Below are 16,552 nucleotides of genomic sequence, written 5' to 3'. Positions count from 1 at the left end.
AGCGTGATGGACCCGACCGGCGATGATGCAGGAGTGCGATGTTCTCGAAGATTCTGGTGGCCAACCGCGGCGAGATCGCGATCCGGGCGTTCCGTGCCGGGCACGAGGTGGGCGCGAAGACCGTCGCCGTGTTCCCCCATGAGGACCGCACCTCGATCCACCGGCAGAAGGCCGACGAGGCGTACCTGATCGGCGAGGAGGGGCACCCTGTCCGGGCGTACCTGGACATCGCCGAGATCATCCGCGTCGCGACGGAGGCCGGGTGCGACGCCATCTACCCGGGCTACGGATTCCTCTCCGAGAACCCGGGGCTCGCGCGGGCCGCGGCCGAGGCAGGGATCACCTTCGTGGGGCCTCCCGCCGACGTCCTGGAGCTCGCCGGGAACAAGGTGAAGGCGCTGGATGCCGCCCGTAGCGCGGGCATCCCGGTCCTCGCCTCCTCCCGGCCGAGTGCGGACGTCGACGAGCTGATCGCCGCTGCCGAGGAGATCGGGTTCCCGGTCTTCGCGAAGGCCGTGGCGGGCGGCGGCGGCCGCGGGATGCGCAGGGTCGACACCCGGGAGGCACTGCCCGAGGCGCTGGAAGCGGCCATGCGGGAGGCGGAGTCCGCGTTCGGCGATCCGACGATGTTCCTGGAGCAGGCGGTCCTGCGTCCGCGGCACATCGAGGTGCAGATCCTCGCGGACGCACAGGGCAACGTCATGCACCTCTTCGAACGCGACTGTTCCCTGCAGCGTCGACACCAGAAGGTCATCGAGATCGCCCCCGCACCGAACCTCGACGAGGGCATCCGGCAGGCGCTCCACCGGGACGCCGTGAAGTTCGCGACGGCGCTCGGCTACGTGAACGCGGGGACCGTCGAGTTCCTGGTGGACACGGTCGGGGAGCGGGCAGGGCAGCACGTGTTCATCGAGATGAACCCGCGCATCCAGGTGGAGCACACCGTCACGGAGGAGGTCACCGACGTCGACCTCGTGCAGTCCCAGCTGCGGATCGCCGCGGGGGAGACCCTCGCCGATCTCGGCCTGAGCCAGGACACCGTGACCCTGCGCGGAGCCGCCCTGCAGTCCCGGATCACCACGGAGGACCCGGCGAACGGGTTCCGCCCCGATGTCGGACGGATCTCGGCGTACCGGTCCGCCGGTGGAGCGGGCGTGCGGCTCGACGGCGGCACGGTCTATGCCGGCGCCGAGATCAGCCCGCACTTCGACTCGATGCTGGTCAAGCTCACCTGCCGTGGCCGCGACTACCCGTCCGCCGTCACGCGGGCCCGGCGGGCGCTGGCCGAGTTCCGGGTGCGCGGCGTCTCCACGAACATCAGCTTCCTGCAGGCGGTCCTCGACGATCCGGATTTCATCGCCGGGAACGTGGCGACCTCCTTCATCGACGAGCGTCCCGAACTGCTGACCGCCCGCGTCCCCGCGGACCGCGGCACGAAGCTCCTGACCTGGCTCGCCGACGTCACCGTCAACCAGCCCAACGGGCCGCGGCCGGCCCACCTGGACCCGCGCGAGAAGCTGCCGGCCCTCCCGGCCGCGTCGTCCGACCCCGGAGCGGCTCCTGCAGGATCCGACCGGGAACCTGCGGGCGCAGTGACGGGCGCGGGATCCGCCCGTGCGGGCGAGAAGGATCCGGAAGCCCCGGCGGGTAGCCGTCAGCGGTTGCTGGAGCTGGGACCGGAGGGCTTCGCCCGGGCGTTGCGCGACCAGACGGCAGTGGCGGTCACGGACACCACCTTCCGCGATGCGCACCAGTCCCTGCTCGCCACGCGGGTCCGGACGAGGGACCTGGCGGCGGCCGGAGCGAGCGTGTCGCACCTGACGCCGGAGCTGCTGTCCGTCGAGGCGTGGGGCGGCGCGACGTACGACGTCGCGCTCCGCTTCCTCGGTGAGGACCCGTGGGAGCGGTTGGACGTCCTACGCCGCGAGGTGCCCAACATCTGCCTGCAGATGCTGCTGCGTGGACGCAACACCGTCGGCTACACGCCCTACCCCGAGGCGGTGACCATGGCCTTCGTCCAGGAGGCCGCGGCCTCCGGCATCGACATCTTCCGGATCTTCGACGCGCTCAACGACGTCTCGCAGATGGAACCGGCCATCCGGGCGGTGAGGGAGACGGGGACCGCGGTCGCCGAGGTGGCGCTGTGCTACACCTCCGACATGCTGGATCCCGACGAGAAGCTGTACACGCTGGAGTACTACCTCGACCTCGCCCAGCGCATGGTCGACGCCGGGGCGCACATCCTGGCGATCAAGGACATGGCGGGACTGCTCCGTCCGGCCGCGGCGGCGAAGCTGGTCGCCGCCCTGCGGGACCGCTTCGACCTGCCCGTCCACCTGCACACACATGACACCGCGGGCGGGCAACTCGCCACGCTGCTCGCCGCCGTGGAGGCGGGGGTCGACGCCGTCGACGTCGCCAGCGCGGCCCTGGCGGGGACGACCAGCCAGCCGTCCGCCTCCGCCCTCGTCGCCGCCCTCGCGCACACACCGCGGGACACCGGGCTGGATCTCGGGAACGTGTGCGCCTTGGAGCCCTACTGGGAAGCCGTCCGGCGCATGTACGCGCCGTTCGAATCCGGGCTGCCCGGTCCCACGGGCCGGGTCTACCGCCACGAGATCCCGGGTGGTCAGCTCTCCAACCTCAAGCAGCAGGCCATCGCGCTCGGACTGGGGGAGCGCTTCGAGGCCATCGAGGACATGTACACCGCCGCGGACCGTATCCTCGGCAGACTCGTGAAGGTCACCCCGTCCTCCAAGGTGGTCGGGGATCTCGCGCTGGCCCTGGTCGGGAGGAACGCGGACCCCGCTGAGTTCGAAGAGAACCCGCAGTCCTTCGACATCCCGGATTCCGTGATCGGTTTCCTGAACGGTGAGCTCGGCACCCCGCCCGGAGGCTGGCCGGAACCCTTCCGGACCAAGGCGCTGGAAGGGCGCGAACTCAAGCCCCGCGACGTGCAGCTCAGCTCCGAGGACGAGGCGAAGCTCGCGGGCAGCTCGAAGGAGCGACGTACCGCCCTGAACACGCTGCTGTTCGCCGGGCCGACCAAGGACTTCCGGTCCATCCGCGACACGTACGGCGACGTCTCGCTCCTCGGTACGGCCGACTACCTCTACGGCCTGCAGCCCGCCACCGAGCACGTGATCGAACTCGAGAAGGGCGTGCGGCTCATCGCGACCCTCGAAGCCGTGTCCGAGCCCGACGAGAGGGGCATGCGCACCGTCATGTGCACGCTCAACGGGCAGATGCGGCCGGTGAGCGTGCGTGACCGCAGCGTCGAGAGCGATGTGAAGGCGGCGGAGAAGGCCGACGTCGGCACACCCGGCCAGATCGCCGCACCGTTCGCCGGATCCGTCACGGTCACGCGGGCGGAGGGCGACACCGTCGCCGCCGGTGACACGGTCGCCACCATCGAGGCGATGAAGATGGAGGCCAGCATCACCACCCCGATCGGCGGCACGGTGCAGCGCGTCGCCTCCACGGGCGGACCGGCCCAGGGCGGGGACCTGCTGCTCGTCGTCACGCCCGGCTGACGCGCCCGCGAAGTGGTCCGACCGGACCGCCCCGCACCTCGGCGGACAGGACGGTCAGGCTAGAGTGGAGCGCTGGGAACATCCGAACGGTCCCGCTCGCGCAGGCGGGCGGGCCGGCCGCCCGACGATCTGTGAGGAACCATGGCACGCGAATCGACCGATCCCTCCACGCCCGGCGCCCATGCGAGCGCACCCCTCCCGGACGCCGTCCGCCCGGACCTGACGCAGGGCGTGCCGATCGTCCCCGGCGTTCCCCTGCTGCCCGACGGCGGTCCCACCGACGCTGCCCCGCCCGCGGTCGATTCCCCCGGGAGCCCGGTTCCCGCCACAGCAGGCGTGGGCCCGGATCCTGCCGATGCCGGTCCTGACGCAGTGTCTGCTGCCGGGAACGCCGGTGAGCCCGCCGATACCGGAGCCGCGGACATCGGAGCAGCCGGTACGGATCGGGTGGCTGCTGATCCAGGCGACACCGACCCAGCCGGTACCGACCCAGCCGGTATCGAGCCCGACGACGCCCGTCCCGTAGGTGTCGTGCCCGCCGACCCGGGCCCCGTCGGTCCCGCGGGCGCGGGTGGACCGGGGACCACCGGCCCGGTCCCGGCCACCGTGACCGCCCTTGCAGGAGAGGCAGCGACGGCCCTGAACGGGGTCCACCTCAACGCCTTCGCCGTCCCCGTCTCGACCGTCCCCCCATCGACGCTGCAGGGTCCGACGTTGAGCGTGCCCGCACCCCTTCCCGCCGACGCCCTCACCACGTCCGGTCTCGTCACCCGAGGTGCAGCGGTGCCCACGACGACCGACGGATGGACGCCGTCCGGCACCCGATCGCCGAGAACGACCTCGACCGCGCGGGACGACCTGCCGCCGGCGCCAGGGCCGACGGCGGCCGCTGCCGAACGGACGAGCCGCCGTGAGAAGGACCTCGGTCCGGAGCCGGCATCAGCCCTGACGGCGGACCGACTCCTCGTGGGACCGGACCGGCCGCCGGTCTCGGGCTGGCGGCGCTGGCTCTACAGCGCCACGTTCGGACGCATCAATGTCGGCGACTCCGACGCCGTGCGCTCGCAGCGTGCGCTGGAGCACCGTATCTCCGCACGGCTGGGCGGGCGGACACGCTATGTCCCGGTCCTGTCCCGCAAGGGCGGCGTCGGCAAGACCACGGTCACCACCCTCCTCGGGATGGCCCTGGCCGACATCCGGGAGGATCGCATCATCGCCATGGACGCCAACCCGGACCGTGGGACACTGTCCGACCGTTCGCCGGGGCGGGCGGACCACACGGCGCGGCAGCTCGTCCAGAACCGGTACACCATCGATTCGTTCGCGCAGCTCGCGGGCTATGTGACGCGTGACGGCTCCCGGCTCCACGTGCTCGCGTCGGACACCGATCCGGCGGTGGCCCAGGCGTTCGACGACTCCGACTACCGTGCCGTCACGGATCTGCTCAGCCGCTACTACTCGATCGTCCTGACCGACTCCGGTACCGGCATGGTGCACTCCGTGATGAAGGGGACGCTCGAGAAGGCCGACTCGGTGGTGCTGGTCTCCGGGGGCAGTGTCGACGAGGCGAGACTCGCCTCGGAGACCCTCAGCTGGTTGGAGGCGCACGGTCGGCAGGACCTCGTGAAGAAGGCGATCGTCGTGATCAACCTCTCGTCCGGCAACGGGACGCAGGTGGACGTGGGCCAGATCGAGCAGCATTTCCGGTCGCGGGTGAGCACCGTGGTGCGTATCCCGTACGATCGCCACCTGGCGGAGGGTTCGCGGGTCGACCTGTCCCGGCTGAACCCGGCCACGCGGCGGGCGGTGACGGAGCTCGCGGCCCTCGTGGTCGACCAGCTCGCCGCGTGAGCGCGGCTAGACTGCGCAGATGACCCACTACGACCTCGCGATCATCGGCTCCGGCTCAGGAAACACCCTCATCTCGCCGGAATGGGACGATCGGAGCGTCGTGCTCGTGGACGGGGGCACGTTCGGCGGCACCTGCCTCAATGTCGGGTGCATCCCCACCAAGATGTTCGTCTATCCCGCAGAGCTGGCCTCGGCGCCGACGCTGTCCTCGCGGCTCGGGGTCGACCTCCGGTTCGAGGGCGTCCGGTGGACCGACATCCGGGACCGGATCTTCACCCGGATCGACGCCATCTCGCGGGGCGGTCGCACCTATCGGGCGGAGGAGCTCGAGAACGTGACGCTCATCGAGGAGTACGTGCGGCTCACGGGGGAGAAGTCCTTCGAGACGGCCTCCGGGGAGGTCGTCACGGCGGATCAGCTGGTGATTGCGACCGGATCACGCGCCGTCATCCCGGACATCCCCGGCATCACCCTCCCGCAGGTCCACACCTCGGACACCGTCATGCGCATCGATGAGCTGCCCGGACGGCTGCTGATCATCGGTGGCGGCTACATCGCAGCGGAGTTCGCCCACGTGTTCTCCTCCTTCGGCACGGAGGTGACCATCGCCGTGCGCTCCGGCGGGATGCTGCGGCATCTCGACGAGACGGTCGCCGACGCCTTCACGCAGCAGGCGGCCCGGCAGTGGGACCTCCGCCTCGACACCGCCGTCACCGCGCTGACGGCCTCCGCCGGCGGCGTGACCGCATCGCTGGAGGGCCCCGACGGTCCGGTCGAGGTCGAGGTCGACGTCGTCCTGGTCGCGGTGGGGCGCACACCGACCACGGACACGCTCGGCGCAGCGGACGCCGGACTGGACCTGCACGACGACGGCCGTCTCGCCGTCGACGCCCAGCAGCGGGTGCTCCGCGATGGTGCACCCGTGGAGGGACTCTGGTCCCTGGGCGACGTCAGCAGCGAGTACCAGCTCAAGCACGTGGCGAACCACGAGGCGAGGATCGTCGCCCACAATCTGCTGAACCCCGGGGACCTCCGGTCGAGCGACCATCGCTTCGTGCCCGCCGCGGTGTTCTCCCACCCCCAGGCCGCGTCCGTGGGCATGACCGAGGAAGAGGCTCTCGTCCATGCGGACGCGACCGGCGCCACCGTCGTCACGGCAGTGCAGCACTACGGCTCGACCGCATACGGCTGGGCCATGGAGGACACCACCGGCTTCGCGAAGGTCATCGCGGACCGGTCCACGGGCAGGATCCTCGGGGCGCACGTCCTTGGTCACGAGGCGTCCATGATCATCCAGCCCGTCGTCCAGGCCATGTCCTTCGGTCTCGACGCCCACACCATGGCCAAGGGCCAGTACTGGATCCACCCGGCCCTCACCGAGGTCATCGAGAACGCGCTGCTCAACCTGAAGACGGACTGATCCGCCCCTCCTCCCCGGACCGACCGTCCGGCCCGCGGGGGAGGAGCCGGCTCAGACCCGGGCCGAGGAGTAGATGGACTCGACGACGGCCGAGTAGTCCTTCAGCACCTGGTTCCGCTTGATCTTCAGCGACGGCGTCAGGTGCCCGGTGGTCTCCGTGAAGTCCGTCGGGACGATCCGGAAGACCTTGACGGCCTCCGCCCGGGAGACGGTGGTGTTGGCGGTGTCGACGAGTTCCTGGATCTCCGCGAGGACCTTCGGGTGCTCCGCCGCTTCCGCGATGGTGGTCGTGGCCGGGAGCTGGTGCCGCTCGAGCCACCCGGGAAGGGCTTCCTCGTCGAGGGTGATCAGCGCGGAGATGAAGGGGCGCTGGTCGCCCACCACGACGCACTGCGAGACGAGGGCATTGGAGCGGATGGCGTCCTCGAGGACCGCCGGGATCACGTTCTTGCCGCTGGCGGTCACGATGATCTCCTTCTTGCGGCCGGTGATGCGCAGGAACCCGTCGTCGTCGAGCTCACCGATGTCCCCGGTGCGGAACCAGCCGTCGGCGAAGGTGTCCTCGGTCAGGTCGGGACGGTTGAAGTACCCCTTCATCACGCAGACGCCCCGGGTGAGGATCTCGCCGTCGTCGGCGATCTTGACGGCGTTGCCGGGCAGCGGTGCGCCGACGGTGCCGATCTTGATCTTCTTGGGGGTGTTCACGGTGATGGGGGCCGTGGTCTCCGTCAGGCCGTAGCCTTCCAGGACCATGAGTCCGATGCCGTGGAAGAAGTGGCCGAGGCGGTCTCCGAGCGGTGCGCCGCCCGAGACCGCGTGCTGGACCCGCCCGCCCATGGCGGTGCGGATCTTGCCGTAGAGCAGCCGGTCGAAGACCGCGTGCTTGACCTTGAGGCTCAGGGGGATCCGGCCTGCCTGCTCGGCCTTCGACCAGGCGATGGCGACGTCGGCTCCGGCATGGAAAATCTTGCCCTTGCCGCCGTCCTCCGCCTTCAGCATCGAGTTGTTGTAGACCTTCTCGAAGACGCGCGGCACGGCGAGGATGAAGGTCGGCTTGTAGCTCTGGAGGTCCGGCAGCAGATTCTTGACGTCCGGTGTGTGCGCCACGGTGGCGCCGGCCGCGACGCACAGGACGGAGATGAAACGGGCGAACACGTGGGCGAGGGGCAGGAACATGATGGTCTGACCACCTTCACGTGCCACCTCGGGGAGGGCCGCAGCAGCGTTCTCCGACAGCTCCACGAAGTTCCCGTGGGTCAGCTCGCAGCCCTTGGGCTTCCCGGTGGTGCCCGAGGTGTAGATGATGGTCGCGACGTCGTCGAGTCCGGCGTAGGCGCGGCGGTCCGCCAGCATGGCGTCGTCGGTCCCGGCCCCCGCGGTGCGGAGCGTGTCGAGGCCGTTGCCGTCGAACGGCCAGACATGCTGCAGGGAGGTGATGCCCTCCAGTGCCACGGCCTCGCGCACCACCTGCTCATGGCGCGCAGCCTCGACGAAGGCCCCGACCGCGCCGGAATCGCTGAGGATCCAGGCCACCTGGGCGGGGGAGGAGGTCTCGTAGACCGGCACGGAGACGGCCCCGGCGAACCAGATCGCGAAGTCGGCCAGGGACCACTCGTACCGCGTGCGGGCCATGATGGCGACCCGGTCGCCGGGCTGGATACCGGAGGCGATCAGTCCCTTCGCGATGTCCTCGACCTGCCGGCGGAACTCCGTCGCGGGGATGTCCTCCCACTCACCGGAGGGCCGCTTGACCGCGAACAGTGCCGGATCGGACGGCTTGGCCGCCTGCCGGATGACGAGATCCGCGATGTTGGACCGGCGGGGAACGTCCACGAGGACGGGAACGCTGATGTCGCGCACGATAGCTCCTTTGGTATCACCTTGATCGTGGGTCGCCTCAGCCTATCGGTTCCCCTGCTGCACGGACCGTCCAGTAGTGTACAGATCGGTAACGGCGGCGCGTCGGCGCGGTCCGCGACGAGGAAGGACCGCATGGCGATCACGCCCGAGCCGACCACCCCGAGGGTCCGCCGGCCCCGCGGCGAGGCCCCGGCCGGGTGGCGGACGAACGGCCCCCTGGCGCAACGCGCAGCGCGGTCCTCCTTCCCCAACCCGGCACGGCGTGGACTCTCCGTCGGAGTGGACATCGGCGGGACGAAGGTCGCCGCAGGGGTGGTGGACGTGCACGGCCGCATCCTCGCCGAGGCCCGCAGGGCGACCCCGGGACAGGATCCCCGTGCGGTCGAAGCCGTCATCTCCGACCTGGTGCGCGAACTCTCCGGCGACTACCGCATCCGTTCCGTCGGCATCGGCGCCGCGGGGTGGATGGACCTGACCAACAGCACCGTCCTGTTCAGCCCCCACCTCGCGTGGCGCAACGAGCCGCTGCGGCGCAACCTCGAGAAGCTGCTGCGCCGACGCGTGACGGTGGTGAACGACGCCGATGCCGCAGCCTGGGCCGAGTGGCGTTTCGGGGCCGGCCGCGGCGAGAGCCGCCTGGTCTGCGTCACGCTCGGGACCGGCATCGGTGGCGCGATGATCATGGGTGGGCGCGTGGAGCGTGGGCGCCACGGCGTCGCCGGGGAGTTTGGGCACCAGATCATCGTGCCGCAGGGCCATCGCTGCGAGTGCGGCAATCGCGGGTGCTGGGAGCAGTACGCCTCGGGCAACGCACTGGGCCGCGAGGCGAGGGAGCTCGCTGCAGCGAACTCCCCGGTCGCACGGGCCATCCTCGATGCGGCCGGCGCGGACGCGGGGAACGGCTCGGCCATCACCGGGGCCCTCGTCACCCGCCTGGCGATGCAGGGGGACCCGGCGTCGCGCGAACTCGTCGACGACGTCGGCCAGTGGCTGGGGCTCGGCCTCGCCAACCTCGCGGCCGCCCTGGATCCCGGGACCTTCGTGATCGGCGGCGGGCTCAGTGATGCGGGCGAGCTGCTCCTCGATCCCGCGCGTCGCGCCTTCGGTCGGAACCTGACCGGTCGGGGCTTCCGGCCCGCGGCGAGGATCGAGCGTGCCGCGCTGGGCCCCCAGGCGGGGCTGATCGGTGCCGCGGACCTGTCACGCCTGCTGTCCCGGAGCGGGACCTGACCTCCGCCGCCCGTGGCTGCCCGACCGGGCGGGGAACGGATGCGGAGGACGGACGCCGTCAGACCTCGGCGCCGTCATCCCCGATGTCCCGGTGTTTCGGCAGCTTCGTCACGAGGTAGCCCGCACCGGCGAGGAACAGGGCCAGCACGGCCAGTGTCGCGGCCAGGGGAGCATCCTGCCAGAACATGGCGAACAGGAGCAGCAGGACGGGCCCGCCGGCGGCTCCCACCCAGGCGAGAACGGTGAGGGGGTCGCCCGAGCCCAGGGGTGGCGGCTCGTCCGGGGTGAAACCGTCGTCCTCCTCCGGCTCCTCGGGGGCGACGTAGTCGCGTGGTCCTGCCGAGGCGAACGGCTGGTTGCGGAAGATGGCATCGGCCCGCTCGCGGTCCGTCAGGCCGTCCGGCTCGCCGCCGCCCCGCCCCGCAGGAGCGGCGCCGGACGCATCGGTCCTGTGGACACCGCGACCGTCCGGCCGCGCTCCCGGTGCCCCGGCGGGCGGTTCCTGGGTACGGGGTGACGCCTCGGTGGCCAGGGGATCGGAGGCGGTGCCCTCCAGCCGCGCGACGAGATCCTGCCATACGGCGTCGTCGGTGGATTCGTTCGGTTCCTGACCTCGGGGGCCCATACTCTGCTACCTGCTGTCGCGTGCTGCGCCTGGGCCCGAGACGTCGGGCCGGCATCCTGCTGATGGGAGGGCGTGCTCGTTCCATCGTGGACACCACGCGGCGCTACGTCAACCGGCCGTCAGCGTGTCGGCAGTGCTCGACGCCGGGCGGGACCGGGTGCAGGGGTGGCGCCCCGCCCGGAAAGGACGGGCGTCCGCCGGGTCGGCCCCCTTAGAGTAGGCTTCCACAGGAAAAAGCGGGTGGCACGCCACATGCCGCACCGTCCATGCAGGGAGGCTGGCAGCGTGTTCTATTGGGTCATGAAACGGATCATCGTCGGTCCGATCCTGAACCTCCTCTTCCGGCCCTGGGTCAAGGGACTCGACAACATCCCGTCCACCGGACCCGCCGTGATCGTCAGCAACCACCTGTCCTTCTCCGACTCGATCTTCCTGCCGATCGTGGTACCCCGGCCCGTCGTGTTCCTCGCCAAATCGGAGTACTTCACCGGTAAGGGCATCAAGGGCAGACTCACCGCCCTCTTCTTCCGCCTCTCCAACCAGCTGCCCATGGACCGTTCCGGCGGCGCGGCGTCGTCGTCGTCACTGACCGCAGGCATGGACATCCTCAACGACGGAGGCATCCTCGGCATCTACCCCGAGGGGACCCGCAGCCCCGACGGTCGCCTCTACCGCGGCAAGACCGGCGTCGCGAAGCTCGTGCTGGCCACCGGCGTACCGGTCATCCCGGTGGCGATGATCGGGACGGACAAGGTCCAGCCCATCGGCCGACGCATCCCGAACATTAGGCGCGTCGGAGTCATCATCGGGGAGCCCCTGGATTTCAGCCGCTACGGGGGACTCGAGGACGACCGCTTCGTCCAGCGCTCGGTGACGGACGAGATCATGTACGAACTCATGCGCCTCTCCGGCCAGGAGTACGTGGACGCCTATGCCAGCACCGTGAAGGAACGCCTCGCCGCGGAGAAGGCAGCCGGCCGTAAGACGCCGAAGCCCGGGGCGGACACGCGGAAGGCCGCCGTCCGGATCTCTCCCGACGCTCCCGCTCCCGGCGCCGTCACGGAGATCGGCAGGGCCGCGGGGAAGCAGGCCGGAGCGGGCGAGACCGGTGCGTCCGAGGGTCACGAGTCCAGGCCGCAGGCAGGCTAGGCGCACTCCGCTCGAGGGCTCCCCTGTGTGACCTGTCGCGACGCGGCAATGACGGGCCGAATCGGGGGCCCGACGGCCAGCACGTAGAATCCCGGTGTGACCGATTCACTAGCTCCCGCCCTCCCGCGTACCGCGGAACCCACCCCGTCCACCACCGATGGCCTCGATGCCTGGCGCTCGATGGCCGCCGTGCAGCAGCCGTCGTGGCAGGACGCCGGGGTCTATTCGGCGTCGGTGAAGGAGCTCTCGAGCCTGCCGCCCCTGGTGTTCGCGGGCGAGGTGGATGTGCTGCGCGAGCGGCTCGCCGCTGCGGCACAGGGCAAGGCCTTCCTCCTCCAGGGCGGTGACTGCGCCGAGACCTTCGACGGTGCGACCGCCGACAAGATCAGCGCCCGGGTGCGCACCATCCTCCAGATGGCCGTCGTCCTCACCTACGGAGCGTCCCTGCCCGTCATCAAGATGGGCCGCATGGCGGGCCAGTTCGCCAAACCCCGCTCGTCGAACGACGAGACGCGCGACGGCGTGACCCTGCCCGCCTACCGCGGCGACATGGTCAACGGGTACGACTTCACGCCGGAGAGCCGCGGCCACGATGCCTCCCGCATGGTGAAGGCCTACCACACGTCCGCCTCGACGCTGAATCTCATCCGCGCCTTCACCCAGGGCGGGTTCGCGGACCTCCGCCTGGTGCACCACTGGAACAAGGGGTTCATGGCCAACCCCGCGCACTCCCGCTACGAGTCGCTGGCCCGCGAGATCGACCGGGCGGTGCGCTTCATGGACGCCTGTGGCACTGATTTCGAGGCGCTGAAGCGCGTCGAGTTCTTCGCGAGCCACGAGGCCCTGCTCCTCGACTACGAGCGGGCGCTCACACGCATCGATTCGCGCACCTCCCTGCCGTACGACACCTCGGCGCACTTCCTGTGGATCGGGGAGCGGACCCGCGACATCGACGGCGCCCACGTCGATTTCCTCTCGCGGGTGCGGAACCCCATCGGCGTCAAGCTCGGCCCGTCCACCTCGGCGGACGACGCCCTCGCCCTCATCGACAAGCTCGATCCGAACCGTGAACCGGGCCGCCTGACCTTCATCACCCGCATGGGGGCGTCGAACATCCGCGAGAAGCTGCCCTCCCTCGTCGAACGTGTCACGGCGTCCGGTGCGCAGGTGCTCTGGGTCACCGACCCCATGCACGGCAACACCGTCACCTCACCGAACGGGTACAAGACCCGCAACTTCGACGACGTCATCGACGAGGTCCGGGGTTTCTTCGAGGTGCACAACGCCCTGGGCACCTTCCCGGGTGGACTGCACGTGGAGATGACGGGCGACGACGTCGCCGAGTGCCTCGGGGGTGCCGATCCGATCGACCAGGAAGCCTTCCTGGAGCGCTACGAGTCGGTCTGCGACCCTCGCCTGAACCACATGCAGTCCCTGGAGATGGCCTTCCTCGTGGCAGGAGCGCTCTCCAAGAGCTGAGGACCGGCACCGGCTGGTCTCACCGCCCGCCGGCCCGCAGGCGGCCACCCGGGGTGGCCGCCTGCAGGTCTCAGGTGACGGTGATGCGGACGGTCGTCCCCTCGGGCTGCTCACCCGTCGGGCTCTGCCCTGCGACGAGTCCGAGGACCGAGCCACCGAAGGTGTAGTCGACCTCCACCACGAAGCCCGCCTCCTCGAGTGCGGCGACGGCCCGGTCCTCGGACAGCGAGAAGACGTTGGGTACCCTCACCAGGCGCGGTCCCCGGGAGAGGGTCAGCGTCACGGTCGTCCCGCGCTGCACCTCGGTACCGGTCGGGCTCTGGACCAGGACCGCTCCGCGCGGCACCGTGCGGCTGAACTCCTCGACCTCGGCCACCCCCGGTACGAGGCCCGCCTGCTCGAGGGCTGCGGAGGCTTCCGCCACCGTGAGTCCGGTGACCTCCGGAACGGCGACGGGCGCCGGACCGCGCGACACCACGAGGTCCACCGTGGAATTGCGGCGCCGCTCCGCGCCCGCGTCCGGCGTCTGCCGGAGGACGTTCCCAGCGGGAACGGTCTCGCTGTACTCCTGCTCCAGCCCTCCCACGGCCAGACCCGCTGCGCCGAGACGCGCCGCGGCGTCGACCTCGGCGCGTCCGAGGAGGTCGGGGACGGCGAACAGCTCCGGGCCCTTGGACACCATCAACTCGACACGCTCGAAGCGCCTGACCTCGGAGGTGGCGGCCGGGTCCGTGGCGACCACCACCCCTGCGAGGACCTGCTCGTCGAACACCTCCTCGGTGGCGATGGTGGACAGGCCCTGGTCCGCGAGCGCCGCCCGGGCCTCCTCGAGGGGCGTGTTGCTGACGTCGGGCAGGGAGACGAGTCCGGCCGGTCCGGCGCCGAAGAACCAGCCCGCGGTGGCCACGAGGCCGGCGAGGAGGACGAGCAGGACGACGAGCGCGCGGACCCAGCGTCGACCCGCTGTGCCGTGCAGCGACTGCTGCGGGCGCTGGGCCTCGCGGGACTGCCGGCCTTTCGAGAGGGGACGGACGGTGCTGCCCGCCGAGCGCGCGGGGTCGGCGGTGGGACCCGGAGCGGCGTCGGACGACGGGCGTCCCGCGGCGGCCGGGGCGGGCTCCTGACGGGACGACGCCGGTGCGGCGGTCGGCATGGCACCGATCACCCGCGTGGCGTTCCGGTCCGTGCCGATCACGCTCGTCCGGTTGGCGTCGTCGAGGGTGCGGAAGACCTCCGTCGCGCCGGCCGGAGCAGGAAAGGGATGCAGCGCACCGGTCGAGGGTCGTGGCAGTGCCTCGGTGTGGTCCTCGCGCCCGCCCGTCGGCTCCGTACCGATGCGGGCCGTCCGATCGGCCTGCCGCTCCCCCTGCCACGGACCGGTCCGTCCGTCCCGCAGGATCTCCGTGCCGGATGCAGCATCGGATGACGACCGCGCGGCGGTGCCGTCGTCGCGCCGGGCGTCCGGCAGGCGGGGGACGACGGCGGCGGTGAGGCTCTCCTGCACCGCAGCGGCGCCCGCCGTCCCGACCGGGACGAAGTCGAGCTCCTCGTCGGTGAGGACGGTCCGGATGTGCCGGAGTTCACCGAGCAGCGCCGCGCCGTCGACCGGACGGTCCTCGGGATCCCGGGAGGTGCACCACTGGACGAGTTCGTCGATGTCCTCGGGAAGGCCCGGGAGGAGGACGGAGGGCGCGGGGACGTCCGACTGCGCGTGCTGGATCGCGACCTGGATCGGCGTCTCGCCCGTGAAGGGCTGCCTGCCGGTCAGCAGCTCGTAGAGCATGACGCCCGTGGAGTAGATGTCGCTCTGCGCCTCTGCCGGCCGGCCGAGCACCAGTTCGGGGGAGAGATATGCGACCGTCCCGACGAGGGTCGCGGTGCCGGTGGTCGCCGAGACCGCACGGGCGAGACCGAAGTCGGCGATCTTCACCTGCCCGCTGTCCGAGAGCAGCACGTTCTCCGGCTTGACGTCACGGTGGATGAGCCCGGCGTCGTGCGCCGCGGCAAGGCCCTCGACGACGGAGTCGAGCAGCACCAGAGCATGCCTGGGGGTGAGGCGGCCGTGTTCGCGCAGGACCTCGCGCAGTGTGCGTCCCTGGACGAACTCCATGACGAGGTAGGCGATGGCCTGCCCCTCCACCTCGTCCACGCCCTGGTCGAGCACGCCGACGACGTGCGGGTGCGAGAGCCTGGCGGCGGACTTCGCCTCCTGCTCGAACCGGTCGATGAAGCCGGGCTCGTCGGCGAGGTGCGGATAGAGCACCTTCAGGGCCACGCGCCGGTCCAGCCTCCGGTCGGTGGCCAGGTACACGGTCGACATCCCGCCGCGGGCCAGGCGGGATTCGACGACGTACCGTCCGTCGACCGTCGCGCCCTCGAGCGGGTCCCTCCGTTGCTGGTGCACCCTCCGATACTAGGCGGGGACGACGGGAGGGGGCGGGACCACCACGCGATCCCACCCCCTCCCGTCCGTGGTCACGGTCCCGGAGGACGGACCTCCGCGGCCTACCGGAAGTTCTTCTGGTGGGCCTTGATGGCGGCGACGTACTGCTTGGTGTCCTGGAACATCCCGCGGGTCTGCACGGAGTACGCACCCTGGTAGTAGGAGGCGATGGCGATGTCGAGGGAAGGACTGGTCCGCACGAGCGACCGGATGATCGCAACACCCGCCGTCGCATTGTCGTACGGGTCCAGCAGGTTCAGCTTGCGCCCCACGAGGTCGCTCGCCCACTGCCCCGAGGAGGGGATGACCTGCATGGTGCCGATCGCGTTCGCGGGGGAGACGGACCGCTGGTTGAAGCCGGACTCCTGGTAGGCGAAGGCGAGCGCCAGGCTGGGGTCCACCCCCATGGAACGGGCGGTGTCGGCGACGATCTTCTGCATCTCGGCCTGAGACGGTGCCGGCAGGGAGTTCAGGAGGGCCTTGTTCGCATTGGCGTCCGCGACGACGCGGTCCGGGTACGTGTAGCCGAGGAAACTCGACGGCACGAGGTCGGAGGGTGCCGGAGCGGGCGCGGGAGCCGGTGCTGCGCCCTTGCCCGGGATCGTGAGTTTCTGGCCCGGGTAGATGATCGTGGTCATGCTCATCTTGTTGGCGGCCAGCAGGGCCTGCAGGGAGACACCGTGTCGGGAGGCGATGGCGCCGAGTGGGGCGGCTCGGCGGACACCGCGACGACGCAGCAGGGCCTGCAGGGAGACACCGTGTCGGGAGGCGATGGCGCCGAGTGTGTCCCCGCCCTTCACGGTGTAGGACCCGGCCTGCGGCGCGGGGGCCGGAGCCGGTGCTGGAGCAGGTGCGGGCTTACCCGGCGCGGGAGCCGGTGCTGCGCCCTTGCCCGGGATCGTGAGTTTCTGGCCCGGGTAGATGATCGTGGTCATGCTCATCTTGTTGGCGGCCAGCAGGGC

At 70.8% G+C, this 16,552-nt stretch carries 10 protein-coding genes; 6 read left to right on the top strand and 4 right to left on the bottom strand.

Annotation, left to right across the window (positions count from 1 at the left end; all coding sequences use genetic code 11):
• The first annotated feature begins 38 nt into the window (after positions 1-38).
• The 3 genes from ASF21_RS16025 to ASF21_RS16015 all read left to right on the top strand — a co-directional run bounded on the left by ASF21_RS16025 (position 39) and on the right by ASF21_RS16015 (position 6,804).
• Positions 39-3,533, top strand: a complete 3,495-nt coding sequence (locus ASF21_RS16025) for a pyruvate carboxylase (protein ID WP_055773546.1) — start codon at positions 39-41, stop codon at positions 3,531-3,533.
• 141 nt (positions 3,534-3,674) lie between these two features.
• Complete coding sequence (locus tag ASF21_RS16630) at positions 3,675-5,384, top strand: MinD/ParA family protein (RefSeq protein WP_082471659.1); 1,710 nt, start codon at positions 3,675-3,677, stop codon at positions 5,382-5,384.
• A 19-nt stretch (positions 5,385-5,403) separates the two neighbouring features.
• Positions 5,404-6,804, top strand: a complete 1,401-nt coding sequence (locus tag ASF21_RS16015) for a mycothione reductase (RefSeq protein ID WP_055773544.1) — start codon at positions 5,404-5,406, stop codon at positions 6,802-6,804.
• Positions 6,805-6,855: 51 nt separating this feature from the next.
• Here ASF21_RS16015 and ASF21_RS16010 read toward each other — a convergent pair whose 3' ends face one another.
• The gene (locus tag ASF21_RS16010; protein WP_055773543.1) at positions 6,856-8,664 is read right to left on the bottom strand and encodes an AMP-dependent synthetase/ligase; all 1,809 of its coding nucleotides are present in this window, start codon (positions 8,662-8,664) and stop codon (positions 6,856-6,858) included.
• Between the two features lie 132 nt (positions 8,665-8,796).
• On the opposite strand from ASF21_RS16010, the gene ASF21_RS16005 reads away from it, so the two are divergent.
• Positions 8,797-9,894, top strand: coding sequence for an ROK family glucokinase (locus ASF21_RS16005; RefSeq protein WP_082471658.1), 1,098 nt, complete (start codon positions 8,797-8,799; stop codon positions 9,892-9,894).
• Positions 9,895-9,952: 58 nt separating this feature from the next.
• Here the strand turns inward: ASF21_RS16005 and ASF21_RS16000 are convergent, their stop codons facing one another.
• A complete protein-coding gene (locus tag ASF21_RS16000; protein ID WP_055773541.1) occupies positions 9,953-10,519 on the bottom strand; it encodes a hypothetical protein in 567 nt (188 codons plus the stop codon).
• A 285-nt stretch (positions 10,520-10,804) separates the two neighbouring features.
• Between ASF21_RS16000 and ASF21_RS15995 the strand changes: the two genes are divergently transcribed.
• Both ASF21_RS15995 and ASF21_RS15990 read left to right on the top strand, forming a co-directional pair.
• The gene (locus ASF21_RS15995; protein ID WP_055773539.1) at positions 10,805-11,668 is read left to right on the top strand and encodes a lysophospholipid acyltransferase family protein; all 864 of its coding nucleotides are present in this window, start codon (positions 10,805-10,807) and stop codon (positions 11,666-11,668) included.
• Positions 11,669-11,764: 96 nt separating this feature from the next.
• Complete coding sequence (locus ASF21_RS15990) at positions 11,765-13,147, top strand: class II 3-deoxy-7-phosphoheptulonate synthase (protein ID WP_055773537.1); 1,383 nt, start codon at positions 11,765-11,767, stop codon at positions 13,145-13,147.
• A 70-nt stretch (positions 13,148-13,217) separates the two neighbouring features.
• Here the strand turns inward: ASF21_RS15990 and ASF21_RS17010 are convergent, their stop codons facing one another.
• Both ASF21_RS17010 and ASF21_RS15980 read right to left on the bottom strand, forming a co-directional pair.
• Positions 13,218-15,551 carry a Stk1 family PASTA domain-containing Ser/Thr kinase gene (locus ASF21_RS17010; protein ID WP_055773535.1) on the bottom strand — a complete coding sequence of 778 codons (2,334 nt, stop codon included), beginning with the start codon at positions 15,549-15,551 and terminating at the stop codon, positions 13,218-13,220.
• A 101-nt stretch (positions 15,552-15,652) separates the two neighbouring features.
• The coding region (locus ASF21_RS15980; protein ID WP_055773534.1) for a LysM peptidoglycan-binding domain-containing protein at positions 15,653-16,552 on the bottom strand (900 nt) is incomplete at its 5' end.

Source organism: Arthrobacter sp. Leaf234, from assembly GCF_001422665.1.
Lineage (GTDB): Bacteria > Actinomycetota > Actinomycetes > Actinomycetales > Micrococcaceae > Arthrobacter_D.
Note: the sequence above shows the minus strand (reverse complement) of the source record. Positions and strands in the feature narration are given on the sequence as shown.

Bases quoted from the DNA above. Each gene is read 5' to 3' on its own strand.
- ASF21_RS16015 (WP_055773544.1), top strand. From the start codon at position 5,404: ATGACCCACTACGACCTCGCGATCATCGGCTCCGGCTCAGGAAACACC.
- ASF21_RS16630 (WP_082471659.1), top strand. From the start codon at position 3,675: ATGGCACGCGAATCGACCGATCCCTCCACGCCCGGCGCCCATGCGAGC.
- ASF21_RS16000 (WP_055773541.1), bottom strand. From the start codon at position 10,519: ATGGGCCCCCGAGGTCAGGAACCGAACGAATCCACCGACGACGCCGTA.
- ASF21_RS16025 (WP_055773546.1), top strand. From the start codon at position 39: ATGTTCTCGAAGATTCTGGTGGCCAACCGCGGCGAGATCGCGATCCGG.
- ASF21_RS16005 (WP_082471658.1), top strand. From the start codon at position 8,797: ATGGCGATCACGCCCGAGCCGACCACCCCGAGGGTCCGCCGGCCCCGC.